This is a genomic window from Vibrio sp. Vb0667 (assembly GCF_033391095.1).
Window position 1 is genome coordinate 98,360 of record NZ_JAWPOL010000009.1, and the last position, 25,989, is coordinate 124,348.

General features: G+C 40.9%; 21 protein-coding genes. 12 read left to right on the forward strand and 9 right to left on the reverse strand.

Annotated elements, in window-relative coordinates; genetic code table 11:
- Positions 1-169: 169 nt before the first annotated feature.
- The 3 genes from R8269_RS11695 to R8269_RS11705 all read left to right on the forward strand — a co-directional run bounded on the left by R8269_RS11695 (position 170) and on the right by R8269_RS11705 (position 4,003).
- A complete protein-coding gene (locus tag R8269_RS11695; protein ID WP_005377290.1) occupies positions 170-649 on the forward strand; it encodes a GNAT family N-acetyltransferase in 480 nt (159 codons plus the stop codon).
- Between the two features lie 191 nt (positions 650-840).
- Positions 841-2,172 carry a trypsin-like serine protease gene (locus R8269_RS11700; RefSeq protein WP_047102683.1) on the forward strand — a complete coding sequence of 444 codons (1,332 nt, stop codon included), beginning with the start codon at positions 841-843 and terminating at the stop codon, positions 2,170-2,172.
- Between the two features lie 385 nt (positions 2,173-2,557).
- Positions 2,558-4,003: a bifunctional NUDIX hydrolase/phosphatase PAP2 family protein gene (locus R8269_RS11705; protein WP_047102682.1), complete on the forward strand. Its 1,446-nt coding sequence runs from the start codon at positions 2,558-2,560 to the stop codon at positions 4,001-4,003.
- Between the two features lie 160 nt (positions 4,004-4,163).
- Here R8269_RS11705 and R8269_RS11710 read toward each other — a convergent pair whose 3' ends face one another.
- Positions 4,164-4,973 (reverse strand): Cof-type HAD-IIB family hydrolase, encoded by an 810-nt coding sequence (locus R8269_RS11710; protein ID WP_017821691.1) that lies wholly within the window; start codon positions 4,971-4,973, stop codon positions 4,164-4,166.
- Positions 4,974-5,189: 216 nt separating this feature from the next.
- Between R8269_RS11710 and queE the strand changes: the two genes are divergently transcribed.
- Positions 5,190-5,840 (forward strand): 7-carboxy-7-deazaguanine synthase QueE, encoded by a 651-nt coding sequence (gene queE / locus R8269_RS11715; protein WP_005377296.1) that lies wholly within the window; start codon positions 5,190-5,192, stop codon positions 5,838-5,840.
- Between the two features lie 309 nt (positions 5,841-6,149).
- On the opposite strand, the gene queC is transcribed toward queE, so the two are convergent.
- From queC to eamB, 3 genes are all read right to left on the reverse strand, one after another.
- Complete coding sequence (queC, locus tag R8269_RS11720; RefSeq protein WP_005377298.1) at positions 6,150-6,806, reverse strand: 7-cyano-7-deazaguanine synthase QueC; 657 nt, start codon at positions 6,804-6,806, stop codon at positions 6,150-6,152.
- A gap of 67 nt (positions 6,807-6,873) precedes the next feature.
- Positions 6,874-7,212, reverse strand: coding sequence for a helix-turn-helix domain-containing protein (locus R8269_RS11725; RefSeq protein WP_005388200.1), 339 nt, complete (start codon positions 7,210-7,212; stop codon positions 6,874-6,876).
- 308 nt (positions 7,213-7,520) lie between these two features.
- Positions 7,521-8,105, reverse strand: a complete 585-nt coding sequence (gene eamB / locus R8269_RS11730; protein WP_047102681.1) for a cysteine/O-acetylserine transporter — start codon at positions 8,103-8,105, stop codon at positions 7,521-7,523.
- Between the two features lie 112 nt (positions 8,106-8,217).
- Here eamB and R8269_RS11735 point away from each other — a divergent pair, with 112 nt between their 5' ends.
- On the forward strand, positions 8,218-9,117 hold the full coding sequence (locus R8269_RS11735; RefSeq protein ID WP_005388203.1) for a LysR family transcriptional regulator: 900 nt from the start codon (positions 8,218-8,220) through the stop codon (positions 9,115-9,117).
- Between the two features lie 1,227 nt (positions 9,118-10,344).
- On the opposite strand, the gene R8269_RS11740 is transcribed toward R8269_RS11735, so the two are convergent.
- The 3 genes from R8269_RS11740 to R8269_RS11750 form a co-directional block, all read right to left on the reverse strand.
- Positions 10,345-11,274, reverse strand: coding sequence for a LysR family transcriptional regulator (locus R8269_RS11740; RefSeq protein WP_005377305.1), 930 nt, complete (start codon positions 11,272-11,274; stop codon positions 10,345-10,347).
- Between the two features lie 145 nt (positions 11,275-11,419).
- The gene (locus tag R8269_RS11745) at positions 11,420-14,560 is read right to left on the reverse strand and encodes an efflux RND transporter permease subunit (protein WP_005377311.1); all 3,141 of its coding nucleotides are present in this window, start codon (positions 14,558-14,560) and stop codon (positions 11,420-11,422) included.
- Positions 14,561-14,572: 12 nt separating this feature from the next.
- The gene (locus R8269_RS11750; RefSeq protein WP_005377315.1) at positions 14,573-15,742 is read right to left on the reverse strand and encodes an efflux RND transporter periplasmic adaptor subunit; all 1,170 of its coding nucleotides are present in this window, start codon (positions 15,740-15,742) and stop codon (positions 14,573-14,575) included.
- A gap of 378 nt (positions 15,743-16,120) precedes the next feature.
- Here R8269_RS11750 and R8269_RS11755 point away from each other — a divergent pair, with 378 nt between their 5' ends.
- Together R8269_RS11755 and R8269_RS11760 are read left to right on the forward strand one after the other, a co-directional pair.
- Complete coding sequence (locus R8269_RS11755) at positions 16,121-17,044, forward strand: LysR family transcriptional regulator (protein ID WP_005377321.1); 924 nt, start codon at positions 16,121-16,123, stop codon at positions 17,042-17,044.
- 140 nt (positions 17,045-17,184) lie between these two features.
- Positions 17,185-18,159: a porin gene (locus tag R8269_RS11760; RefSeq protein WP_005377322.1), complete on the forward strand. Its 975-nt coding sequence runs from the start codon at positions 17,185-17,187 to the stop codon at positions 18,157-18,159.
- Positions 18,160-18,764: 605 nt separating this feature from the next.
- Here the strand turns inward: R8269_RS11760 and R8269_RS11765 are convergent.
- Complete coding sequence (locus R8269_RS11765; RefSeq protein ID WP_005377323.1) at positions 18,765-19,109, reverse strand: DUF3316 domain-containing protein; 345 nt, start codon at positions 19,107-19,109, stop codon at positions 18,765-18,767.
- Between the two features lie 461 nt (positions 19,110-19,570).
- On the opposite strand from R8269_RS11765, the gene R8269_RS11770 reads away from it, so the two are divergent.
- The 4 genes from R8269_RS11770 to R8269_RS11785 all read left to right on the forward strand — a co-directional run bounded on the left by R8269_RS11770 (position 19,571) and on the right by R8269_RS11785 (position 23,370).
- Positions 19,571-20,359 (forward strand): transporter substrate-binding domain-containing protein, encoded by a 789-nt coding sequence (locus tag R8269_RS11770; protein ID WP_005377324.1) that lies wholly within the window; start codon positions 19,571-19,573, stop codon positions 20,357-20,359.
- Between the two features lie 135 nt (positions 20,360-20,494).
- On the forward strand, positions 20,495-21,442 hold the full coding sequence (locus R8269_RS11775; RefSeq protein ID WP_005377325.1) for an amino acid ABC transporter permease: 948 nt from the start codon (positions 20,495-20,497) through the stop codon (positions 21,440-21,442).
- Positions 21,443-21,456: 14 nt separating this feature from the next.
- Positions 21,457-22,191 carry an amino acid ABC transporter ATP-binding protein gene (locus tag R8269_RS11780; RefSeq protein ID WP_005377326.1) on the forward strand — a complete coding sequence of 245 codons (735 nt, stop codon included), beginning with the start codon at positions 21,457-21,459 and terminating at the stop codon, positions 22,189-22,191.
- A gap of 276 nt (positions 22,192-22,467) precedes the next feature.
- Positions 22,468-23,370, forward strand: a complete 903-nt coding sequence (locus R8269_RS11785; protein WP_258476767.1) for a homocysteine S-methyltransferase family protein — start codon at positions 22,468-22,470, stop codon at positions 23,368-23,370.
- Between the two features lie 147 nt (positions 23,371-23,517).
- On the opposite strand, the gene R8269_RS11790 is transcribed toward R8269_RS11785, so the two are convergent.
- A complete protein-coding gene (locus R8269_RS11790) occupies positions 23,518-24,510 on the reverse strand; it encodes a zinc-binding dehydrogenase (RefSeq protein WP_005377328.1) in 993 nt (330 codons plus the stop codon).
- A 346-nt stretch (positions 24,511-24,856) separates the two neighbouring features.
- Between R8269_RS11790 and R8269_RS11795 the strand changes: the two genes are divergently transcribed.
- Complete coding sequence (locus tag R8269_RS11795; RefSeq protein ID WP_005377329.1) at positions 24,857-25,930, forward strand: permease; 1,074 nt, start codon at positions 24,857-24,859, stop codon at positions 25,928-25,930.
- Positions 25,931-25,989 lie beyond the last annotated feature (59 nt).

Sequence of the window (25,989 nt, forward strand, 5' to 3'; positions counted from 1 at the left end):
ACCCCTGATCCTCGAACTCTGTTGGTTGGTTCTGCCTCTGTACGTTTATTAAGTGCAGGGGCCTTTTTGTTGTTCAAACAGTACAAACGTATCGTGAAAGCATTTGTGACTTGCCAATACGACGTTTTCCTCACAAACTACAGCCATTCAATTTTTAGTGACCCTTTGTATGACCACGTTTGCGATTAAACCTGCGTGTTTTAGCGACCTAGAGTTGCTCAACGATCTTATGTTCGAGCTTCATGATGAGCATCATCTTCAATCTCCTGAGCTTTTCAAAACGGCAGAGGAGATAGAACAAGAAAAAAGCATTGCTCGATATATTGATGACCCTGAGTGCCTTGTTTACGTAGCAAAACAAGGAGATGAAATTATTGGCTTTATCTCTGGTCACTTCTGTGAACTTATTTCTACCGTCAGCCAGCCAGTTATGATGGGAAGTGTGGATGAGCTCTATGTGCTGCCTGAATATCGAAAACAAGGTACGGCGCAGGCATTGATTAATAAAATTGAGTCAACGTTCTCTGATTACGGTGCAAAACAGATGTTTGTTGAAGTATGGCATTTTAACCAGGGCGCAATATCTTTGTATGAAAAACAAGGATTTGCACATCATATCCACTATTTAAGAAAACCGCTGAACGAATAATCGTATTTAACTTTAATATTGTGATTTAGGTTCTATCGAATTGAAATCATTCAGTTCGTCAATAGACTTTTCTCTATAAGTTGCTCGCAATGTTAACAAATTGATATGCACCCACATTGGTATCGGCGTTTTTGTCTGCTTGTTTATTAGTAGCACGAGGATCGTGCTTACAAAAACAAGAGGACAATATTTTGAAACTAACAAAATCGTTACTTGCTTTAGCCGTTTTGCCAATGTTCGCAAGTGCTGATGATTTGTCACAGACGCAAAATCATACTATCCAACCCCAGATCGTAGGCGGAGTAACTGCCGACCCACGTGACTGGAAATTCTACACCCAAATTGTTAGTCGTTATGGTAACCGATCATATTGTGGGGCCAGTTATATCGGGAATGGTTACGTCCTGACTGCTGCGCATTGTGTTGAGGGTGATTCTCCGAATCAGATAGCGGTTAAAATCGGTGGCGTTGTTTATAACGGTAGTGACGGTGTTCGTGCAAACGTCAGTGAGATCCATATGCACCCGGCATATCGCCGCACGACGCTTTCTCATGACCTCGCGGTATTGAAGCTCGACTCTGTGCCTCAAGGTGTTTCTTCAGTTGAGATTGCGAATGGCAGTCTAACGCAATACGCGAGCATCGGAGATTGGCTTAGTGTTGCTGGCTTAGGGCGAACTTCTGAAGGAGGAAGCTCTCCGTCTCGATTGCAAGAGGTTGACGTCCCACTTGTGTCGGATATGACTTGCCGTCAAGCCGGTGGCAACTACACAACGGTTGGAGAAGTGTCATTCTGTGCGGGTATTCCTCAAGGTGGGATAGATTCTTGTCAGGGAGATAGTGGTGGTCCAATCGTCATTAATCGCAGTGGTGTAATTACTCAACTTGGTGTGGTCAGTTGGGGAATAGGTTGTGCTCGTCCTGGTATGTATGGGGTTTATAGCGATATCGCTGCTATGCGCAATTTTGTCGATGGTGTTATCGGAACAGCAACACCACCAAAAGAAAATGTTTCTGTTGGATACACCACCGAACAGACACTGGCATCATTTAATGTTGGGGAGTTACAGCAACATAGCTTTGTTATCCAGAATTCAGGGAACACCACGTTCACTGTGGAAAATGTTCGCGCGTTTGCTTCGGGTGTTACTGATGCAGCTGTTATTGCCAATGATCAGTGCTCTCAGGCGACGTTAGCAATGAATGCAAGTTGTCGTGTTGATGTTGAATTTGGTGCTACTCAGAGCGGAGAAGCAAGAGTGGCTTTGAACTTCAACGTTGATAAGACCAGCACACAATACCAAGCGTTAGTATCTGCTCAAGCGAAAACGGTGACAACGCCTCCCACAGATAGCTGTACAACTGTATGGCAAGCCAGCTTAGTGTATCTCAAAGGAGATACGGTCACTTGGAATGGTAAAGTTTGGCAAGCGCAGTGGTGGACTCAAGGTGATAATCCAGCAGACTCAGGGCCTTGGGGTGTTTGGCAAAAAGTAGGCGATGCGAATTGCAAGTCTAACTAACTATCGGGCCAGTGAATTTGATTCGTTGACCATGAGATAAGATTCATTCTTGGTTTCAACGATCAGTACATAGTTATTATAACTGGGGTTTATTGTTTGCGAATAATAAGCCCTTTTTTATTGTGTCAACTATGAGAACCCACAAAATGTGTATGACTTTGTCCTGACGTTATCTTTATATAACTGGCAGAATTGCGATCAACATTTTATGTTTTGTCTGATCTTTGTCAGGTTTGCATTAAATTATTCTCCAGTGAGCGTTGAGATCGTGTTTTACGCGATCAACTCAGTTTGGCATAACTCGTTACTTAATTTTTGTCGAAAAAGATAAGATTAACTGCCATGATTCATTGGTTATCATTATGTTTATTTAAGGTCATATTTTGTGTTGAGACAGCTGTTATTACTCATCCTTTGTTTTATTTTGTTACCTGTTTCACCGATCTCTACGGCTAAAGCCACTGCGAGCGAAGTTAAAGGAGCGCTCTGTATTGTTCGCGCTGATGACAAGTTAGTGCTAGTTCATGAAGTATTAACGGATAAGATTTCTCTACCTGGCGGAACCATCATTGATGGTGAGTCTCCACAAGTTGCTGCTCAACGAGAAACGTGGGAAGAAACCGGTATAGTGGTTACGGTTGGAGAGGAGCTTGGCAGAACGGACACTGCAGTTTTTTACGACTGTATATCAGACTCTGACATTATCGCTTTTTCTATGAATAATTCTTTAGGTGGAAATGAACTGCCTATTTGGTTTGCCCCTCATTATGGAGTAGAAGTTGCGTCAGCGATGCTGCTTAGCCCATCTGAATTACCATCATCTTTGTATCGTTATCCTGAGCAATGGCCACAAGTCACTCAGTTTTTTGATCAAGCTACCAAGCAATCAGTATCTTATGTTACTCAGCTGATCGAATCCGCGCCTTCATTTCGTCAGGTTGAATTGGCGTGGCTGATAGATTTACAGAGTTGGGTAGGGGCGTTGTCAGAAACGAGTTACGAGGTAGCTAGCCAGATCTCGAAACTCGTTATAGATCTGATAGAACCGACGGTACTACTCTTTCTATTTCCTTTTGCCATGATGCGCTTTGGTAGCCGGTTTGTGTACCGACTCTTTTTCGCAATTAGTACAACGTCGCTTATGGTGCTTGTCGCTCAACAAGGCTTTTCGCTACCGCGCCCACATGTCTATATACCAATGATGGAGTTAACGCACAGCTTTGGCTTTAGTTTTCCTAGCTTGCCTATCGCTGTGTGGTTTTGTGTGCTGACGTTCTTGTTTCATAGAACCCAGTATTTTGGTTTGAATGGAACAACGGCAGTCTTCGTGTTCATCACTCTTACTGTGGTGTTAGGTAAGTTTTTCCTCGGCAGTGCCTTTATTTTAGATATGTTATTTGGCGCGCTGTTAGGCAGCTTGGTGGCTTGGCATGTTCTTCGACTGGAAACAAATCAAGATGTGAACGTTGATCAAGTTCTAAGCTCAAAAGGCGTCTGGTTAATTATGACTGCGGCAACAGCGGTCATCTCCGTCATCTGGCCATTACCTGTGTTTGGTCGCTGGCTAGCAATTTTAATCACTGCATCAGCGTTGGTCATGACATTTAAAGAGTCGAAAGCACATTTAGATACTCGGCAGATGATCTTTGTGACGCTGGCATTGTTGCTTGTTGATCAACTCTATTTGTACTCGGCTAATATCGTATCGTTTAGCGGTTTGTGGTCATTAGTCTTGTCGACGTTACATTATCCATTATTAATGTTGTTATTTATGCTGCTTGCAAGGAAGCTGACTTGTGAAAACCAACCGAGCAAAACGTTGCTAGATTGATGGCTGTATTTGTTATCTATTAGTATTTGAGTAAAAACAAAGCCTTGCATTACAGCAAGGCTTTTACACGTTTAGTCCACGAACAACGCCGCTTGCCTATCTTGGACGGCTAGGGGTGTTAAACGTAAGAAGCTTAACGCAACAGACATGGCGGAAAGGGCTATGCATTGAGCACGAACTTTTCTATAGCTTTAGCGACACCGTGCTCATCATTACTTGCCGTAATGTAGTCAGCGATTTGCTTGGTTTCTTCCATTGCATTTGCCATCGCGATACCAAGGCCAGCGTATTTCAGCATGTGGTGGTCATTTTCTGCGTCACCCATACAGATAACTTCTTCCGGTTTAATTCCCAGATACTCGGCAATTGCGGCAACACCAATACCTTTGTTGCTCGCAGGGTTAAGAAACTCAAGGAAAAACGGAGCGCTTTGAACAACCGTAAACGCTTCGCGCATTTCAGCTGGCAGTGCTGCTATAACTTCTGTTAGTTTGCTTGGCTCTGCAACCATCATAGCTTTGATGATTGGATGATCGTCTTCTAGTGATTCGAAGTTCATCTCGGTGACATTTAAGCCATTTATCTTTGCTTCAATATCGGTGTAAGGGTTGTGTTCGTTGGTGATTAAACCATGAACTTGACTAAAAGCATGGACGTACGCACCTAGCTCTTCGGCTTTTCGCGCCACCAATTTTGCAGCTTTACCATCTATGATTTGCTGGTGGATGATGTCGTTTGTGCCTACGTTCTTGACCATCGAACCGTTGTAGTAAAGAACAAAATCTCGATCGGAATGGATATTCAGTTCGTCGAGCTTGTCTTGCATTCCTTCTAATGGGCGACCAGAAGCGAGAACGACAGTAACGCCTGCTTCTCGAGCTTTTGCGATCGCTTGTTTGTTTTCTTCAGAAATGGCTTTATCACTATTGAGTAGCGTGCCATCCATATCTAGTGCGATCAGTTTATACATCATTTCTTACCTTAAAGTTTTTTGGGAGCTGTCAGTGAATAAGGCTTGGTTTAACGTTAACCAGAAACCTATATTCATTACGCTATGAAACTACAAAATGGTCTATTTTAACAATTAATTTTTGGTTTAAATTGACCTAGACACGCGTGTCCATTATGGTCTTCGCCTCGAAATGTTATGAGTTGAGTGAGTTCTGCGTTGTATAAGCTAAATGAGATGTTTGAAACCATCCAAGGGGAAGGGGTTTTTACTGGAGTCCCTGCTGTTTTTGTTCGGCTTCAAGAGTGTCCGGTTGGTTGCTCATGGTGCGATACCAAACAAACGTGGTATGCAGATGAGAATGATCAACGTCAAATAGGCGATATTCTGGTGAAAACGGAAGATTCTCCGACGTGGTGTGTTGCATCTGCCGAGAACATCGTAGAGCAATATCAACAGCAAGGCTTTAATGCTAAGCATATCGTGATTACTGGTGGAGAGCCTTGTATTTATGATCTGCGCCCTTTAACAAAGGCGTTTGAAGATATGGGGTGCCAATGCCAAATTGAAACCAGTGGCACATCAGAAGTGATTACTTCAGAAAATACGTGGGTGACAGTGTCACCAAAAGTAGCAATGAAAGGTAAACTGCCAGTGCTTAATAGTGCGTTAGAGCGGGCAAATGAGATTAAGCATCCAGTCGGCACCCAGAAAGACATCGACCACCTTGATGACCTTTTAGCAAATGCGAACGTAGCGGCTGAGACTATCATTGCACTACAACCAATTAGCCAGAAGCCTCGTGCTACGCAATTGTGTATTGATACGTGCATTGCCCGCAATTGGCGTTTGTCTGTTCAAACTCATAAATATTTGAGTATTGCTTAGACGAGAGACTCGTCATCATTCGAGGTAGCTTTGCTATCTAATTCCGGTTTCGCGAGTAATGCCGTTGGTAGCTTTGCTATCGAAACATTGTCGATATATCTAAACAATTTATAGCGTTGTAAAAGCCAAGCAGTGTTGGCTGTTGTGGTGTGGTGCTATCTTTGGTTCGACAATCGTTTCGCATTTAATTGATGCCACCAATCTGGCGGCATCAAAATGAAGCTCTGTTGGCTGGAGTTTCACGCTGAGATAAAACGTTTAGAAGCTAACGCAAAAGGTTTTATCCACCGCTATTACCGCTAACAAAGACTATTTGCTCGCTAAGTATTCTTCTAAGCCGCTTTGTCGCAGTAGGCACGCTGGGCATTCACCACAGCCTTTACCAACGATTCCGTTGTAACATGTTAAAGTATTGTTTTGGACAAACTCCAACATATTATGCTTATCAGCTAGAGCCCAGGTCTCGGCTTTAGTAAGCCACATTAAAGGAGTCTTAATATTGAAGGCTTTATCCATACCTAAATTGCAAGAGAGATTTAGAGAGCGAATAAAGTTGTCTCGGCAGTCAGGGTAACCACTAAAGTCTGTTTCGCAAACTCCCGTAATGATGTCTTGAATGCCAAGCTGGTAAGCATGGATACATGCGTAAGTAAGAAAGAGAATGTTTCTCCCTGGAACGAATGTATTGGGTACGTTAGCGTCGCTTAAGTCATTAGATACCGGAATGTTGTCTCTTGTCAGCGAGCTTATCGCTAACTCATTAATTGATTTTACATCCAGGACTTTGTGGCTTTTGATGTTAAGTTGCTTACCTAATTCGATAGCGATATCTATTTCATCTGAATGACGCTGGCCATAATCAAACGTTATAGCATGAACTTCATCATATGTATTTAATGCATCGATTAAGCAGGTCGTAGAGTCCTGCCCACCGGAAAAAACCACAAGTGCTTTTGTTGTAGCCATGTTGAACCCTTAGTTATGCTCTTTGATTCTTTGGTATTGATACGTATTCTTAGGCGTTTAATCCCAATTACGTACTCGACTTCGTGGCGATTGCGTCTGCAATCAGCTGGGCTGTGCTCTCAAGCACTCTTTGCTTGTCATCATTTGACAGCTTGTGGAGATTCACAGCAAGTTCAGCGGTGATTTCATCTTCACAAAAAAAATAGTTTAGAGGCACGTTTAGCTCATCTGCGATAAGTTTGAGCGTTTTTACGTCGGGAGTATGGCGCTCCCTTTCGTATTGATTCATCCTTGCACTTGCAGAACTATCATCCATGCCGATACGGATGCCCAGTGCTTTTTGGGACAGATTCGCTTGTTTACGCGCATGCTTAAGGCGGGCTGGGAGTGGGTTATTAAACAACACTTAAAGTTCATACGAAGGACTAGGATGACTAAGATTATCTTAGTTTTTCTGATTTGTGTATACTAAGTAATGCTTAGTTATTGCCGAGGTCGCCAAGGCCGTGTCTGTATAACTAAACAAGATTTCGTATCTTTAGGTTGATTAAGTGACGTTGAATCTACTTCTTCAAAAACTGCCGTATGAAGGAGTGGGAGGAGCGAGTAAGGGCACGAGAAACCGCAGCGATTTGTGGAGCAGAATTTGCTCTTCACATAAACGTAGTCGTCTAAGTTGAAGAGCAATATTGTTCTTGATGATCAACTATATACTTAAGTAAATAACTGTGTCGCACAATAGATCAGAGCTGCTGCTAAGCTCATATTGATGACTTTACCATATCTCTGGAATTGCGATTGAAGTAGCTTTCCTGCAACGGCCCAAACTACGTTGCTAAGAAGTGCGATCAAAGCAAGAATGAGGCTAGTCGCTAAGATCCAGTAGATATTCTGAGTGTGGGGCAGTACGAACGTAGAAATAGAGGTAATTCCATAAAGAATGATTTTCACATTAACGAACTGCAAACCGAAACCTGTTAAGAAACTGATACCTTTAGAATTATCCGGTGAAGTTTTGATCTCACTCGTAGCAAGCCCCCAAGCCAACCAAACAATATAAGCTGCTCCAATCCATGTTAGCCAAGGTGTAATCACGGGCAAGAGGCTGATCATGTTATACGTGAAAGCGCCACAAAGTAGCATCAAAACAACATAGCCACAAAACATCCCCGAAATCACTTTTGTTGAGCGTTTTAGTCCATATTGCGTCGCGATGCTGAGCGATAAAATGTTGTTTGGCCCTGGTGTAATTGAAGTAATGATTACGTAAGTAAAAAATGCGGTGTAGATGGCGGTCATCTCTATCTCTCCTGTTTTTACTGCACTATACTTCGCTACAATTGATTAAAAAATTGAATAAATTAAAACTTAGACTTTTAATTTATTGAACTGTTGGTTGTGGAGTCTAGTCATGAATCTAAAACGCTTTCTTACTTTTAAAGCTATTGTTGAAGAAGGATCGTTTCTAAAAGCGTCACAGAAGCTTTATTGCACGCAATCAACCGTCACCTTTCAAATCAAGCAGTTGGAACAAGATCTGTCTTTGCAGCTGTTCGAAAAAATAGGGCGTAAGATGGTTTTGACTCAAGCAGGAGAAAAGATACTGCCTTACGTCTATGAACTGGCGCGAGTGATGGAAAATATTGAGGGAACAGCACAGCAAGAAAACTCGGAGCCGACCGGTGAATTGAAAGTGCTGATTGCTGAGACTCAACTTGCTTATAAGATGGCTAATGTTTTAAAAGAGTTCAGGATCAGAGCGCCCAATGTCCGACTCTCTCTGCAATCACAAAATTGCTATCAGATTCGAGATGAGTTGATAGCGGATAAAGCTGATTTAGGTGTGTTTTATCGAGTAGGTAATGACGATACGCTCAAGGTCCACGAGTTTGAGCAGGAGCCACTGGTATTGGTTGCTTCACCGCTTTTAAAAGGGCTAGATTTAAAGAAGAGAGAGCAACATATTGATTTAGGGTTTATAAGCAATGGCCCTAAGTGCCTTTTTCGACAGATGTTTGAGAGCATTATTCAAGAGCGTGATATTAGCATCGACAACATGATCGAACTTAGCAGTATTAATACGATCAAAAATTGCGTTGAGAGTAATATTGGTATCTCTTACTTACCTCGTTTTACGGTTGAAAAAGAGTTGCAAGAGGGCAGTTTACAAGAGCTTGAGTTCACCGAATTTTCACAGATGATCAAGCCACTCTGCGCTTATCATGCTGGGAAGTGTGTGACGCCGGCGATGGAAGTCTTTATTGATTGTATGCGTAACGAGTATGAACGGTTTTCTACTCAGAGTCGGTGATCTTTAATATGTTCTATCTGACATAGTTTCGTTTTTACTCCTTTTTATTTTTTAAGTGACCACTTCTAATTTATTGATTTTTTTTGCTTTTTTGTGAATCCGACTGTTGTGGGATGATAAATGGGATCTGATGTGAAGAGCTATTTATTGACGGAAAGAGATAAGATATCAAAACGACGGCGTGTGATAACTAGATTAGATAAGGTTACATAATTAACAGTGTAATAAATGCCATTCTTTATGGATTATTTTCAACGAGACTTAATTGTTACGGTTCGTTATTATTAACTCGTTAACGCATCCATTGCTAGGAAGTTAACTTACGCATATTGTTTTTTTCATCATTTGCAGAAAATTATATTTGCTGCTTTTTTTTAACCCAAAAAAGTTCAAAGCTTGAACTACAAGCTCTGAACTTTTGTTTATACTTAGTGGTTTTCTACTTTAATAAGTAAAACACCGTTTAAAAGTATCGCGTAACCTAGTAACTCTAAGCTTTCTTCGACCAAGTTTTTCACGTCTCTATTGTATGAGTTCCCCATGAACTCGACCCAAAAATCACCATACCCTGCAAATCGTGAGAATAAGAAAACAATAAAAAAGCCAATCGTTAATGTCGTGAAGCTAGAATGAGAAATGAAAAGTTTGACCTCATTTTTTATGTTAACTATGTTATTAAAACAAAAATAACAGACCGAGACTATTATAATCCAAGCAGGGTACTTCCATGAACCGTGAGGGAAATACTGCTCTATGTGGTAGTCCATTTCTCTAACGAATATAACCATAAAAAATGAAGACATTATTACTAATATGTGTTTGAGTTCAAGATATTCCTTAGATTTATACAAACACATTAACGATGAAAAAAGCACAAATGCTATTTGAGTCATTTCTATAAGAGAGTTCTCCGATGTGCTTTTGTCCATTTTTACGCTAAAATAAATCGTTGCTAACGTATAAATAACCAAAAAAATAAGATAAGATATTTTATATACTAACAAACTAGTGACCGAGGTGTGTTTTTCTTTAATATACATCGTAACTTGTATAGGTGATGGATTTGTTAGTATTATAAATCAAGAATTTTTTATATTTAGTGAATTAAGCGCCATTTAGAATGGAACTTAATTCACCTAACATTAAACTTCGATGGATCTTAAACATTTCTGTTTTAAATTATTGATTTTATTTGATTTTCTGTTAATTTTGATTAAATAGAATCAACTAGCTTTTATTGAAATGCTTTTCCCATATTGGTGGTATGCCAACTTCTTCTTGAACGATATCAATGAATGCCCTAACCAATGGTGATTGCTGACGGTGTGAGTACATGGCATAAATATCACCAAAATCTTGAGTTTCATATTCTGGTAAAAGTTGAACTAAATTAGAAGACTCTAGGTTGTTAGGAAGCATAAATTGACCTATAAGTGCAGCGCCCAGACCTGACTTTACGCTTTCAATTATTAGCTCAGCTTCATTTACCATGTATGACCCTGATATTGGGTATGTATCTAAACCATCTGATTTTGCTTTGTCGTAGAATTTAAGTTTATCGACAATAAAATTACCATTTGAATAAATAATAAAAGGTAGCTTAACTAACTCATCAGGCGTTTCTGGGTTACCATGTTTTTCAATTAAATTTCGAGAAGCAATGATTGCAGTCGTATTTTTTGCTAATTTTCTTGCTACCATTGATGAATCCCTCATAGGTCCGATTCGAAAAGCAATATCAAAATTACTTCTAATCACGTCTACATGAAGATCATCTAGCATTAGTTCAACACTTGCTTTTGGGTACTTATGTAAAAACTTCTCTATCGAAGGTTGTAGATAGAGTTTTCCAAATAATGTTGAGCTTGAAATTCGTACTTTCCCTGAAGGCTCAGTCTGAAAGTTCTCCGCTATTTGTTGAGTATCATCAAGGAGTTGAGATATTTGGTCTGCTTTTTCAACTATTTGCTTGCCGACTTGTGTTAATGAAAGAGAGCGAGTTGTTCTGTTTAATAGCCTAACGCCTAAGTGCTCTTCTAACTGCTTGATGTGTTTAGATAAAACAGAGCGGTCGATATTCATCCCATCTGCTGCTTTTGCAAAAGATCCAGCTTTAGAGACTTCTAAAAGCAGGTGTAGTTTATTTGCTAAATCCACAATGTTTATCCAAGTTAGATATTAGCGTATTAGTTTCATGTATAACTGCTGCTCTGTCTAGAAATTATTAATATACTTAATAACCAAAAGAAAAGGGAGCAATAGCTCCCTTTAGTATGAATTTAAATGAGTATTTATATTATGGTTATAGTGTTTGACGTTTTTTGTTTCGACTCACTAACATGTAAAAAACAGGTGTGAGTAGTAATCCAAATACCGTTACGCCTACCATACCCGAGAATACGGCAATACCCATTGCTTGTCGCATTTCCGCTCCGGCCCCTGTACCAATCATTAATGGAATAACACCAGCGGTAAATGCAATTGATGTCATTAGAATCGGTCGAAGACGTAAACGACATGCTTCCAAAATCGCTGATAAGGTATCTTGGCCATTGTCTTTAAGTTCTTTAGCGAACTCCACCATCAAGATGGCATTTTTACACGCTAGAGCCACAAGGACAATCAAAGCAATTTGTGTGAATATATTGTTGTCACCACCAATGAACCAAACACCTGCTAGTGCAGAAAAAATGGTCATAGGAACGATCAAAATGATAGCGAATGGCAGTTTTAAACTCTCGTACTGCGAAGCTAGCACCATGAAAACTAACAAAACAACAAGTGGGAATATATACACCATCGTGTTACCAGCCAAAATCTGCTGGTAGGTTACATCAGTCCATTCATAAACCATTCCCTCTGCTAGGTTTTGATCCAGTACTTCCTCAATAGCCGTTTGGGCTTGGTCAGAGCTGTAACCAAAAGCAGGACTGCCGTTTAGTTCTGCACTAGGGTAGCCGTTATAGTGCATCACGCGGTCAGGCCCAATCGTGGGTATGATCTCCAGTACAGCGCCGAGAGGAACCATTTGTCCGGCAGCATTTCTTACTTTGTAGTTAAGTATTTGGTCAGGTTCGAGACGATAGTTCATGTCTGCCTGGGCATTCACTTTGTATGTTCTACCAAACATATTGAAGTCATTGACGTATAATGATCCTAAATAAACTTGAAGCGCATCAAAAACCTGCTCTAGAGGAACACCTTGCAGCATCGCTTGTTCACGATCTATTTGGATGTCCATCTGCGGCACTTGTATGCGAAATGTAGAATATAATCCCATCAGCTCGGGTCTTGTTGATGCCTCACTTATTACCAAGTTCAATTGCTTGAAGAGCTCATCAAACCCCTTGTTCGCACGGTCTTCGATTTGAAGCTTAAAGCCGCCAGTAGATCCAAGTCCTTGGATTGGTGGTGGTGGAAAAATCGCAACGAAGGCTTCATCAATAATTGAAAAGCTCTTATTTAAAGATGCAACAATCGCATTTGCGCCGAGAGTTGGATCATTTCGTTTATCGAAGTCCTCAAGCGTAACAAAAACGATGCCACTATTCGGACTGTTAGTAAAACCATTGACCGATAAGCCTGGGAAAGAAATGGTTTGTGCTACGCCAGGTGTTGCCAGCGCGAGGTTTTCCATTTCTTTAATAACGGACTCTGTTCTATCTAAACTTGCTGCATCTGGAAGTTGGGCGATCGCAACTAAATACTGCTTATCTTGTTGAGGAATGAATCCTCCAGGAACCGCTTTGAATAGAGAAACCGTTCCCCCGAGTAACGCAATGTATACCACCACAACAACAAGGCTAAAGCGAATCAGCTTCTTGACCAGAGCTTGATATTGGTTCGAGCTGTACTCAAAAATTCTATTGAATGGCGCAAAAACATACTTACCAAAAACCGCATCCAATAGCTTGGTTAGCCGATCGGGTTTTGCGTTCTTATCTTGTAATAGCAGTGCTGATAAAGCAGGCGATAACGTCAACGAGTTAATTGCTGAAATAATCGTCGAGATCGTAATTGTTAGTGCGAACTGCTTATAAAACTGACCGGATAACCCTGTAATAAAGGTCGTCGGGATGAACACCGCACATAACACTAAAGCAATTGCAATAATTGGCCCGGTAACTTCGGTCATTGCTTGTTTCGTTGCTTCTAGTGGTGCAAGACCATTATGGATGTTCCGTTCCACGTTTTCGACGACGACAATGGCGTCATCGACGACGATGCCTATGGCGAGAACAAGCCCAAACAACGAAAGCGTGTTAATCGATACTCCAAGCATTTGCATTACGGCGAACGTACCGATTAATGAAACAGGCACCGCAATGATAGGGATGATAGACGCGCGCCATGTTTGCAAAAACAAAATGACTACGACAACAACAAGTACAATTGCCTCTAGCAGAGTATGAACCACCGCGTCTATCGATCCACGAACAAAGACGGTCGGGTCGTAGGCTATTTCATATGAAACTCCAGCTGGAAAGGCTGCTTGTAAACGGTCCATGGTTGAACGAACCTGATTAGATAGCTCAATAGCATTAGCACCAGGGCGCTGGAATACGGGCATCGCCACCGCTGGTTTACCATTTAACAAGGCGCGCAGTGCATAAGAGTTTTGACCTAGCTCTACGCGTGCAACGTCTTTAAGACGTGTCAAAGCCCCTGTTTCGTCAACTTTTACTACAATGTCGTTGAATTCATCAATATTCTCCAAGCGGCCTTTTACGTTCAACAAAACTTGGAATTGGTTTTCATTAGCGGCTGGTTGCGCACCTAATGAGCCTGCTGCCACCTGTTGGTTTTGAGATCGGACGGCGGAGACAACGTCCATTACGGTTAGATTTCTAGAAGCGAGCTCATCTGGATTTAACCACAAGCGCATTGAGTACTCGTCACCACCGAAAAGGCGCACATCACCAACGCCTCCGAGCCGAGCTATCTCATCTTTCAAGTTTAAATTAGCGTAGTTAGCTAAATAACTGACTTCACGGCTAGAATCTGGAGAATATATATGCACAACCATGGTGAGATCAGGAGAGGCTTTTTCGGCAACAACTCCTAACCGTTGGACGGCTTCTGGTAATCGGGGCAAAGCTGTAGTGACGCGGTTTTGAATTTGAACCTGAGCTTTGTCCAAGTCCGTACCCAAAGCAAAGGTTACGGTCAATGTCATTCTGCCGTCACTGGTTGCCTGCGAAAACATATATAACATGTTTTCTGTACCATTAATTTCTTGCTCCAGAGGCGTAGCAACTGTTTCTGCGATTACTTTTGGGTTCGCACCAGGATAGTTTGCTGTAACTACTACTGTAGGAGGGACAACCTCTGGATATTCACTCACAGGCAACTGTAAAAGTGAAATTGCGCCTACTATTAATATCAATAGCGATAACATAGAGGCAAATATGGGTCTTTGAATAAAAAAGTGTGCAAATTTCATTCGGTTGTCTTCTTAGTCTTGAGCTAAACGTTTGTTTGGCAACGATGTTGAGTTTGAAGCCATAATCAATGAAGTATTGCTAATATCTAGCGTGACATTTTTTGGTTTGACTTTGCTATTTGGGCCAACTTTTGCTGGGCCATTTACCGCAATAATTGAGTCGGCGTTCAAGCCATTCTCGATAGCACGAAATGTTCCGTAACGTTCGCCTAAGGTTACGATGCTGTATTGCAACGTATTCTCTTCATTGAGTGTTAATACAAAGCGGTTTTCTAGATCTGTGCCAATAGAACGCTCTGGAACGAGAACTCGTTCAACTGGTTTGGTTGTTGATATCTGAACTCGGCCAAACGATCCCACTTTTAAGTTTGATTTTGTTGCATCGAATACCGCTCGAACCTGCAAAGTACCGGTGTTTTCGTTGATGGAGTTGTCGACAAAGTCAACGCGTCCAAAAAACACCTGCCCATTTTGTCCAGATAGTTCAAGACGAGTAGGTAAGTTAGAGTCGGCATTGATTGTCGAGAAGTAACGGTTCCAAGTTCGCTCATCGACATCAAAGTATGCATATACCTGATCGTTAGAGACAATGTTTGATATAACGCTTTGATTTGCGTTTACATTGTTTCCTTTAGTAATGAATGCTCTTGAAATAGTGCCGCTAATAGGGGCATATATCTTCGTAAACTCAAGATCTAACTTTGCGGATTCTAACTGAGCACGCAAAGCCATTAGTTCTGCAGAGCGTTGTTTTACTGCGGTATCTCGGGCCTCTGCTTGTTCCGCTGAGATGGCTTTTCGCTTAACCAGTTGGGCGGCTCTCTTTTGTTCGTTTGCTGCTTGCTCTAGCGCAGCTCGAGCACTCTTAACTTGCGCTTCAAGTCGTGAGACCTGAGCTTTGAAGGTTCGATCATCAAGAGTGACGAGTAAGTCACCTTTGTTGACACTCTGTCCGTCTTTGAATTCTACCGTTTCAATAACTCCGGAAACGCGTGGCATTAAAGAAACTTTCTCTGGGGCTTGAAGCCTTGTTGTAAAGGTGAACCACGATTGAACCGGCTCATAGATGACTTTGGAAACGTCTATCGTAGGTAAGGGAGTATTAGGTTGTTTGGTTATCTCTTCGTCTGCACAAGCAGCTAAAACGGATAAAAGGCCAATGCCGAAAACTTTCTTTAACATTTGTCGCGCCCTAAATGATTCTGTTCATACTAAAAGGAACGGCATTGTATTCATTGTACCTATGGGTAAATAGGCCCTCAGCGAACATAGAGTAGTGATAAAAATGCACGATTAAATATTGGTCAAAATGCTCGCATTTTGGTTTGAAAAAGGTCAGTTTAGGGTTTTAAAGACGTGGAGTATTGTTAAATGTAATAAGCCATAATAGATGGGAATAACTAAACAGAAGCTAAAGATAGCGACGAAAATTAAAGCGTTTTTAATTCGTGCATTATTTGCAATTCACTGATGCAATTTGAACCATAAAAAATTGAAATTAATTTTGTAAAATCCATTTCCCATCACATAAAGAATAAAAACTAAATAAGGAATTGTGCAGTGGATCTCGCAAGCCAACTTGAATTACTACTGGATGTCTCTGAATACGGAACTTTTGCTAAAGCTGCTGACAGAAATCATATAGATCGTTCAGCTTTGTCAAAACAGATCAAAAAGCTAGAGGATGAATTGGGCTTACGGCTGTTAAACCGTTCCACGCGTTCGCTATCCCTGACCAATGCTGGTGTTGAGATGGTGGCGCAAGCTAAGAAAGTAAGAGAGGTTCTAACTGAAACTCGTAGTATTGCTGCTACATTTCAGGATGAACCGAAGGGTAACCTGAAAATATCAAGCTCCACTTTCTTTGGCAGAGCTTACTTAAATCAGGCAGTTAAAGAGTTTATAAAACAGTACCCAAACATTACTGTAGAGCTGCTGCTCGATGATAATCGAGTCGATGTTATCCACGAAGGTTTTGACGTTGTGTTTCGTATCGGACCAATCCGAGAGTCCAATATGATAGTACGTAAGTTGGCAAGCAATAATATGGCACTGGTTGCATCGAAGAGTTTTATTGACAAGTATGGAACCCCGAGCTCTCCAGAAGAGCTTATAAAAATGCCAGCAGTAATATACTCTAATGCTAACTTTAAGGCAGATAAGCTACGTATAGCGCCAAGCCAGTCATCAAGCGACGTTAGAACGTATAATATCAATGGGCAGTACTTCGTGAATGAAACTGAGTTAATGCTCGATGCCGTAAAATCTGATCTAGGGTATGCTTTAATAGGGCAGTTCTTTCTTCAGGAGAGTTTGAGTAAACAAGATCTTGTACAGTTGCTTCCTGATTATAATCTTCCCGCGATAGGGGAAATATATGCAATGTATACTCACCGAAATCAACAACCATTAGCCAAACTGTTCATTGATACTGTTCAAAAAATAATAGGGACGCCTCCTGTTTGGATGGATTATCTCAACTAATATGAGTACTAGGACATAATGTTTTAGATTGAGGGCTTGTTTATATTTATCCATAGAATATGGTTGAATTTGCACTTTAAAAATAATTGCCACTGTTCATAATTTCACTCGATTCAAACAACACAAGTAGTGGTAATTAAATGAAAATGACAAGAACGTCGATCGCAATCGCAGCACTTTTTTCTGCAAGTGCTGCAAATTCAGCCGTAGTTTATGAAGATCAAGAATCAGTATTAAATATTCATGGCCGAGCGCAAGGGATGTATTATTTCTCTGATGATAAAAATGCAGACGGAGATAATAGCTACATTCGTGTAGGACTTTCAGGTGAGTCTAAAATAAATGAAGATCTTTATGCCTTCGGCTTATATGAGTTGGAATTTAAGTCTAATCGCAGAGATGCTGATGGGATTGAAGATGATGAATTTGATATCCGAAAAGGCTATGTAGGAGTTGGTGCAGATTACGGAACAGTAAGTTATGGACGTCAATACGGTGCGGTCACTTTAGTATCTGACTACACGGATATTTTCCCGGAGTTTGGTAATGAAGCTGCTGGCGTAAGTGCGGATCTATATGGTACCGGTCGCTCCGATTCAGTATTTAAGCTAACGACAAGCTATGAAGGTTTGAATATTCATGTTAGCTATCAGGCTGAAAACGATGAAGTGTCAACAGATGCAGCCTCTTATGGTGCGGCGGCGGACTACAAGTTGCCATATGGCTTCAAAGTTGCGCTTGGTTACAACGAAGGTGAAGGGCAATCGGGTGCAGAAGATGCAGAGCTGCTAACGGGTGCTATTGCATTTGAATACGACAAGTTTTATGCCTCTGTTTTATACAGTGATGGTGAAAACTGGGCTAAAGATGGTTCTGAAAGTAATATTGATTACACCGGTATTGAAGCAGTTGCCACTTATGAAGTAACAGATAAGCTTTGGGCACTAGTTGGCTATAACAATCTAGAGCGTGATGATGAAGATGTCGTCGATTACTACTCACTAGGTGCAGAGTACGATTTGACTTCTAATTTTAAAGCACTAGCAGAATACAGAATTACAGATGTAGACAATGAAGACGATATTCTTGCAATAGCTGCGAGATATTCATTCTAAAAAAATTAATAAAGCTAAAAAGCCTGAAACTATTTTCAGGCTTTTTTATTTATCGGTGTAAGTTCATAAGTGCTGACTTTCGTCCATATATAATGGATTATATTGATCGTTACTTGTTTAAGTGTTTTGAATATAATTGTTTTGTTAGCTAGTCCACTGCTAGTTTTCATTTTCATATTTTTTGAATGATGATTTTTTCTTTGGCAACAAGAAGTATCTTGTTGCCTTTTTTTACGTCTTATGGTTAATTAAAACAAAAAGAGTTTTTTTATATATTGCTATAAACGAGAAAAATATAACGAAAATTGTCAATCTTAGGTTGAGTTAATCGTCATAAAAAAGTGAACTCAATTTCAAGGGTCTTTTTCATTTAAGTGATGTGGAATCCATATGGCGAACCAAGTGAATGATAAAGCGCCAAACGACGAAATGTATCTCAATGAAGATTGGAAAAATTATTTTTATGTAAACGATAGAGGTAGGGATTGATACTGTTTATGTAAGGAGAGAGCGATTTATGAAAAGCAGTCGTTTCAATATGATTAGACACCTTTACTTTCTTAAAATAGGAAGGACTCTAAGAAAGTAAAGGTGCAGATGATTTTTTAGTTTTTACCGCCGTCACTTGTTCTGAAGTGATAATCGAAGTTTATGATTGCACGATATTTAACTTCATCACGGTTAAGTGCGTATTCTTCAACTCTCACCTTACTATCATCGATTGCAATATCACGAGGGAAACCGCTTCCAATGATGTTTAGACGATTTCTAAGTTCATGTTTTGATAGCGTTTGGTATTCATCGACAAGATCAAACGCAGAGCTATAAGCGGCATCTTTTGTCGTAAAGTCATTGAGAACAACTTTGTTTGTAGAGTGTTCGACATGAATACCAGCAGTAGCAGATAAACTGAATAATAATAGTGATGAGAGCGTCATTAGTTTTTTCATATAGTCACCTTTTTATTTGTATTACAAAGTCAAGATGTCCAACGAATCCTTGTTAATATCTCTCGACAAAGGTGATAGTGCCACTATAGAAATGTGCTGTACATCACATTTGTGACCATTGACTATGGAAGAATTGTCAACAATAAAACTCAAGCACTTTTGACATTACGGTCAATGTGGAAAAGCGAATATCTGTATGGTTTCGTTAATAATTAAACCACTCTCGGAAACGCTGACTATTCAGTCAAAGCGTATGTTTCTTGTCGTTATAGTGACCTGCCTACAGCTCAATCACTTAATGCATGCAATTCAATTGCAATGGCTTGGTATAGATTTTCATTCAGATCTTCCGTCTTAGTGACGATTCTACAAATTCTAGTGATTAAAAAGTCATTATTTGTGGTTTTTTATTCTATTGTCGTGTATAAAAAAACTTTACAACAAATGATAAAGGAATATCCATGAAAAAGTTATTGTGTTTTGCTGCACTGGGGTTAGCTGTTTCGACGACGGTTAATGCAGACCCAATTTTAGACGACATCAAAAGTACAGGGGAGCTAAAAGTCTGTTTTGATTCTGGGTATATGCCTTTTGAAATGACAGCAAAAAATGGGCAGTACATCGGGTTTGATATCGATTTGGGTAAGCAAATGGCGCGTGCCATGGATGTTAAGTTTGTGCCGGTAAACACTTCATGGGATGGCATTATCCCAACACTGTTGACTGGTAAGTGTCACATGATTATGGGCGGGATGACTATCACACCTATGCGAAATACTCAGGTGAATTTCGCTGATCCCTATGTGGTTATTGGTCAATCCATTCTCGTAGATCTCAAACATGAAGGTAAAGTGTCTAGTTACCGCGATCTCAATAGTCCAGAATATGTTGTTGCAACTAAGCTTGGGACAACGGGTGAGCAAGCGGTAAAACGATACCTTCCGAAAGCTAAGATAAATCTATACGAAACTCAGTCTGAAGCGGTACTTGAGGTTGCCAACGGAAAGGTAGATGCGTTTGTTTATGACTTTCCTTACAACTCTATTTATGTGGCGGAAAACAAAGGGCAGTTAATGCACTTGGCTAAACCGTTTACTTACGAGCCTTTGGGTTGGGCTGTGCCGCAAGGAAATCCAGATACGCTTAACTTCTTAAACAACTATTTACGTCAAATTAAGGGCGATGGAACTTACGATCGCATTTACGATAAGTGGTTTAACGACGATAAATGGTTAAAGCAAGTTAAGTAATCATTTTGTTATTGTAGAGGAGCGGCTAGCTTCTGGCTCGGCTCATCGCCAACCAAACGGTTCGCGCTGTGAAGCTAACGCTTTTCTTTATTCAAATACCCAACCAACTTTAATCAAAGTCATTCTCGGAATCACATGCAAAATAACTTTAAATCCCTATTGTGGAACGCTGTTTTTGTTCTTGTTTTGCTATCAATTTGCGGTCTTGTCTATCTGTCAGGTAAGCGAATCGATTACAGCTGGAATTGGGAGCGTGTCCTTCCTTATATTGCCACTAACGCTGCTTCATCCATTACCGCGCCTGTCGATGGGAACATCATTCTCGACGAGAATAACCAACTGGCTCTGGAGAGTATTCATGGTGATATTGTTCTTGAACTAAGCCAATATAAGTCTGTGGACGTCTATGAAGGTGATCTTATTTTTGAAGGAGATACCTTAGCAACTATAAAAGAGTGGCGCTCTGGCCCAATTTTAGATGGTGTTGTGACGACCATTAAAATCTCACTCTGGTCACTTATCATTGCTCTAGCGTTGGGCTTAGTTGTCGGACTAATGCGCATATCCAGCAATCCGGCATTAAAAAAGCTGGCGCTTGTGTATGTCGAGGTCATTCGTGGAACGCCTCTTTTAGTACAGATTTTTATCGTTTACTTCTTTATTGGTACTGTGCTTGACCTTGAGCGTTTTACTGCGGGAGTGATAGCGCTCTCCGTGTTTACCGCCGCTTACGTCGCAGAAATTGTGCGGTCAGGAATCCAGTCAATCCCAAGAGGACAAATGGAAGCGGCGCGTTCACTAGGAATGAATTATCCCAAAGCGATGATTTATGTCATTTTACCTCAAGCGTTTAAGCAGACATTACCTCCCTTAGCCGGGCAGTTTATCAACCTGATAAAAGATTCCTCACTTGTCTCCGTGATTTCGATTACTGATCTGACAAAAGCGGGCAGGGAAGTCGTAAGTGGTAGTTTTGCCCCATTTGAAGTTTGGTTTACCGTAGCGGCCCTTTATTTGCTTCTGACTAGTACCTTATCTTGGGCAATACAAACGTTAGAAAAGAAATTGGCAGCAAGTGATTAATGGTGGAGTCATTAATGGAATACATTATTTCAGCAAAAACAATTAATAAAATTTACCCTAATGGCTGCCATGCGCTCAAGGACGTATCGGTAAATGTAGAAAAAGGGGAAGTGATTGTCATCGTAGGACCGTCAGGTTCTGGTAAGTCAACATTCTTACGGACGATCAATCAATTAGAGACAATAAATAGTGGGTCTATAATCGTAGATGGTATCGATATGTACCACAAATCTACGGATATCAATAAACTACGCGCTGATGTGGGCATGGTATTTCAAGGCTTCAACCTTTTTCCACATAAAACGGCGATAGAGAACGTCATGTTAGCACCTTTAAAGGTTTCTAAACGTGACCCTGAATCGGTGAAGAAAGAAGCAAAAGATTTGCTTTATAAAGTCGGTCTGTCGGAGAGAATGGATAATTATCCTAATCATTTATCAGGTGGACAGCAGCAGCGCGTCGCAATCGCTCGTGCGTTAGCAATGAAGCCCAACATTATGTTGTTTGATGAACCCACATCAGCACTAGACCCTGAAATGGTTGGAGAAGTTCTTGATGTGATGAAAGATTTGGCCAAGGACGGAATGACGATGGTAGTGGTTACTCATGAAATGGGTTTCGCAAAAGAGGTCGCTGATAGGGTGTTGTTTATGGAAGATGGTGAGCTTTTGGTTTCTGACTCTCCTGAGCGATTTTTTGATAACCCCTCCAATCCTAGATTACAGAAGTTTTTATCTAAGGTCTTATAATAAAAAGAAAATTTGATTGAGGGTTAGTCCCTCAATCACTTCATGCACTATTGTGGCTCGTAACGCCCGCCTCGCCGAGAGACATAGATAATGGGCTTTTTACTCGAAGTTAATGGCGATAACATTATCTTGGTCCGAATGAAAGGTCTGGTAAATACTAGAGTGTTTAATCAGCCATTAAGTTTTTGTTCACTTTAAACATAACAATTTCATTTTGAATTGATAAAAATTGTGTTTGAATAGAGCTTATGGATGTTTGGCGGTATGGATGTCTAAATGAAGAAAGTAACAATTTTAGATGGTGGCATGGGGCGAGAGTTAAAACGTATTGGCGCCCCTTTTTCTCAGCCGCTTTGGAGTGCACAAGCGCTAATTGAATCACCACAATATGTAAAAATGGCACATGAGAATTTCATAGACGCTGGCGCAGAGATTATCACTGTCAACAGTTATGCATGTGTTCCATTTCACTTAGGCGAGGAACTCTATGCAAAACGGGGGACTGAGTTAGCAAAATCTGCAGCCAAAATTGCAAGAGATGTAGTCACCAGCTTTAACGATAGAGTGCTCGTTGCGGGTTCTCTTCCTCCTGTAATGGGGTCTTACAGGCCTGAATTATTCGAGCCGAAAAGGGCACTGGAAGTGGCTTCTGAGTTATTTGAAGCTCAAGATCAATATGTTGATATTTGGTTAGCTGAGACCGTGTCTAGCCTCGCTGAAGTTGAAGTTCTATCAATAATTTTAGCCAAAACAGATAAGCCCAATTATCTTGCTTTCACCTTAATGGATGAGCCTAACTCTTTGCCTCGCCTTCGCTCAGGGGAATCTCTTAAAGTCGCGGTTAATACGCTGTTGAAAACAAATGTTTCAGGTATCTTTTTCAATTGCTCTATTCCTGAAGTTGTCGAGCAAGCGATCATAGATACACAAGCAGTATTGAGTGAGTCAGGTAGAGAATTGACGATAGGTGTTTTCGCAAATAGCTTTGCTCCGATAAAGCAAGCGCACCAAGCCAACGAGACCATTCAGGAAGTTCGTCATTTCTCTCCGACTGAATATCTTGAGTATGCTAAAAAGTGGCATGCGCAGGGAGCAAGCATTATTGGTGGTTGCTGTGGGATTGAACCACGTCATATTAAATTGCTAGCGACTTGGAGAGACACTCTCGAAAACGCCTAATTTTGGTGAAGCGCAGGGAAGTATGGCAAGAGGTTTTGTTTTTCATTCATCGTTATAGACAAAATAAAGGTCTTTCATATCTGGCAAAGTAACAAGATGCTTTAACTTGCTCATTACTTTGCCAGTTTGCCTCGAGATCTTTATTAATTATTTTTGGTTCAGATTAACGACAATCTTTCCAACTGTTCTCTGATTTCGCATGTCCAAGAGTGCGTTACCTACATCCTCTAAGCCGATGATCTTCAGTTTCGGTACTTCCAATTCTCCATTTTCTAATAGCTCAGACACTTCCTTTCCGGCATTAACGATACTTGCAAACCCTCTCTCGCCAAAGACATGACCAGAGCCCAAACTTATTTGGTGGAAGCCCAAGCCTTTTAAGAAGGCATCTGGATATTGAGAAGGGTCGACAGTCTTGACGAGCTCCACCATTTCGCCCTCAAAGGTTAACACCGAGGCTGCAATTCGGTCGTTATCACCGCCTACACAATCGAGTGCAACCTCAACGCCATGATTTCCGGTAATGTCCATTACTCGCTGAACTACATCTTCATGATGATAATCAATCGTATGGGTTGCTCCTAACGAGGACAAATATGCGTGATTAGCTTCTGAACTAGTAGCAATGATCTGTTCAACACCAAATGTCTTTGCTAACTGAATAGCAAAGCTTCCAACGCCGCCAGCACCTCCGGCGATAAAAATGCTGCTTCGATTTGAAATATCGAGCTTGTCTACCAAAGCGCGATATGCGGTCCAGGCTGCGCAAGGTGTAGATGCTGCCACTTCAACCGGAACCTGAGGGTGCTTTATGAGCGTTCTTGAATCATGGATAGCAAATTCAGCGAATCCACCGTGATGGCGTCTCATGTTTCCGTGATACAACACTTTATCGCCAACCTTCCAATCAACGACCGCATCGCCTACAGAGACTATTTCTCCTGATACGTCTAACCCGCCAACAAAATTGTTATCCATGTTAGTGACCATGTCTGACCAATAATGAATTTTTGCATCGACAGGGTTCAAACCAACAGCGTTAACTTTAACCAATACATCAAATTGGGTTTCTAGTTTTGGTGTAGGTAATTCGGATAAAGAGAAAGTATCGTTATCTCGTTGGTAAGTTATCGCTCTCATAGGTTTTCCTTATTATTAAGAATGGTCGAAAGTCATACTAACTCAGAGGGTGCTGCTGCAATAATTATGGTTTTTTCTTATTTTGATAATTTTAGGTTATGTTTGATAAAAAGGAATCGAGATGCTCTGAAATTATCATCGACAACCAGTCTGCATAGCTAACGACATGTAACTTTATGATAAGTAATGACTAGTTTTATTATTCCATTTTTATGGAAATATTCTGTTGATTTTTTGTTTTATGATTCTATATTTCTAGAGATATCGAAATAAAGGCTTATCTATCAGGTAAGCTCGTTAGCGAAAAATGACTAGGAGAGTAAATGTGAATACAGAAATTATAACTATGGCTAAAGAAGCGCTGGATATGTTTGCGTTTCTAGCAACCGAACTTATCATCTTATTTCTGGCAATTAGCTACATTGTCGGTGTGTTGCAAGATTTTCTAACGCCAGAAAAAATTCAATCTATTCTCAGCTCGAAAAAGGGTAAAGGTTACTTCATTGCTGCGTTGCTAGGTTCGATTACGCCTTTCTGTTCGTGTTCGACCATTCCTTTCTTAAAAGGCTTGTTGCGTGCAAGAGCAGGTTTTGGACCTATGATGGTGTTCCTATTTGCAAGCCCGTTGCTTAACCCAGTGATTATTGGCTTGTTTGTGGTGACTTTTGGTTGGAAAGTTGCGGTATTTTACTTTGCTATCGCGATGTCAGTATCAGTGGTAGCAGGCTATGTACTTGAAAAACTAGGGTTTGAACGTTACGTCAAACCAGAAGCATATCAAGCGGTAGGTTCTTCTTCGTGCGGTACTTCTTGTGGCGATTCAAGCAAGAAAAAAGAAGAAGCGAGACCAGCATCAATCTGTGGTACCAGCGCCTGCAATGAACCTACGCCAGTTGCGGCGAAAACATCTTGTTGTGGTGATGCACCAAAACCTGAACCTAAAGTGGAAGTGTCTTGCTGCTCATCAGACGGTAGTGCAACAGCGACAGTCGTGGAAGAGAAAGAACCTAGCCGCTGGGTACGTATTTGGCAATCAACTTGGAAAGACTTTAAGCAAGTGTTCCCTTATCTCATGATGGGCATTGCGATTGGTTCATTTATCTATGGCTTCATCCCGACGGAGTTCATTGCGGAGTTCGCTGGTGAAGCGAAGTGGTACGCGATTCCGGTCGCAGCAATCATTGGTATTCCATTGTACATCCGTGCAGAGGCGGTCATTCCACTTAGCGCGGCACTAGTACAAAAAGGTATGGCTCTTGGATCTGTTATGGCGCTTATTATTGGTAGTGCTGGCGCAAGTCTTACAGAAGTGATTTTGTTGAAATCAATTTTTAAGAACCAAATGATCGCTGCCTTCCTAATCGTTATCTTAACGATGGCCATGGGAGCGGGTTACTTATATACGTGGGCTTTTTTATAAAAATAACCCTCGGGCGACTGCTCGAGGGCTCCGTTTTTGTCGCCATATAGGGAAAGGGA

Excerpts from the sequence above, each read along its gene's own strand:
- R8269_RS11695 (WP_005377290.1), top strand. The coding sequence starts at position 170 with ATGACCACGTTTGCGATTAAACCTGCGTGTTTTAGCGACCTAGAGTTG.
- R8269_RS11710 (WP_017821691.1), bottom strand. The coding sequence starts at position 4,973 with ATGTATAAACTGATCGCACTAGATATGGATGGCACGCTACTCAATAGT.
- queE (WP_005377296.1), top strand. The coding sequence starts at position 5,190 with ATGTTTGAAACCATCCAAGGGGAAGGGGTTTTTACTGGAGTCCCTGCT.
- queC (WP_005377298.1), bottom strand. The coding sequence starts at position 6,806 with ATGGCTACAACAAAAGCACTTGTGGTTTTTTCCGGTGGGCAGGACTCT.
- eamB (WP_047102681.1), bottom strand. The coding sequence starts at position 8,105 with ATGACCGCCATCTACACCGCATTTTTTACTTACGTAATCATTACTTCA.
- R8269_RS11735 (WP_005388203.1), top strand. The coding sequence starts at position 8,218 with ATGAATCTAAAACGCTTTCTTACTTTTAAAGCTATTGTTGAAGAAGGA.
- R8269_RS11745 (WP_005377311.1), bottom strand. The coding sequence starts at position 14,560 with ATGAAATTTGCACACTTTTTTATTCAAAGACCCATATTTGCCTCTATG.
- R8269_RS11750 (WP_005377315.1), bottom strand. The coding sequence starts at position 15,742 with ATGTTAAAGAAAGTTTTCGGCATTGGCCTTTTATCCGTTTTAGCTGCT.
- R8269_RS11760 (WP_005377322.1), top strand. The coding sequence starts at position 17,185 with ATGAAAATGACAAGAACGTCGATCGCAATCGCAGCACTTTTTTCTGCA.
- R8269_RS11765 (WP_005377323.1), bottom strand. The coding sequence starts at position 19,109 with ATGAAAAAACTAATGACGCTCTCATCACTATTATTATTCAGTTTATCT.
- R8269_RS11770 (WP_005377324.1), top strand. The coding sequence starts at position 19,571 with ATGAAAAAGTTATTGTGTTTTGCTGCACTGGGGTTAGCTGTTTCGACG.
- R8269_RS11775 (WP_005377325.1), top strand. The coding sequence starts at position 20,495 with ATGCAAAATAACTTTAAATCCCTATTGTGGAACGCTGTTTTTGTTCTT.
- R8269_RS11780 (WP_005377326.1), top strand. The coding sequence starts at position 21,457 with ATGGAATACATTATTTCAGCAAAAACAATTAATAAAATTTACCCTAAT.
- R8269_RS11785 (WP_258476767.1), top strand. The coding sequence starts at position 22,468 with ATGAAGAAAGTAACAATTTTAGATGGTGGCATGGGGCGAGAGTTAAAA.
- R8269_RS11790 (WP_005377328.1), bottom strand. The coding sequence starts at position 24,510 with ATGAGAGCGATAACTTACCAACGAGATAACGATACTTTCTCTTTATCC.
- R8269_RS11795 (WP_005377329.1), top strand. The coding sequence starts at position 24,857 with ATGGCTAAAGAAGCGCTGGATATGTTTGCGTTTCTAGCAACCGAACTT.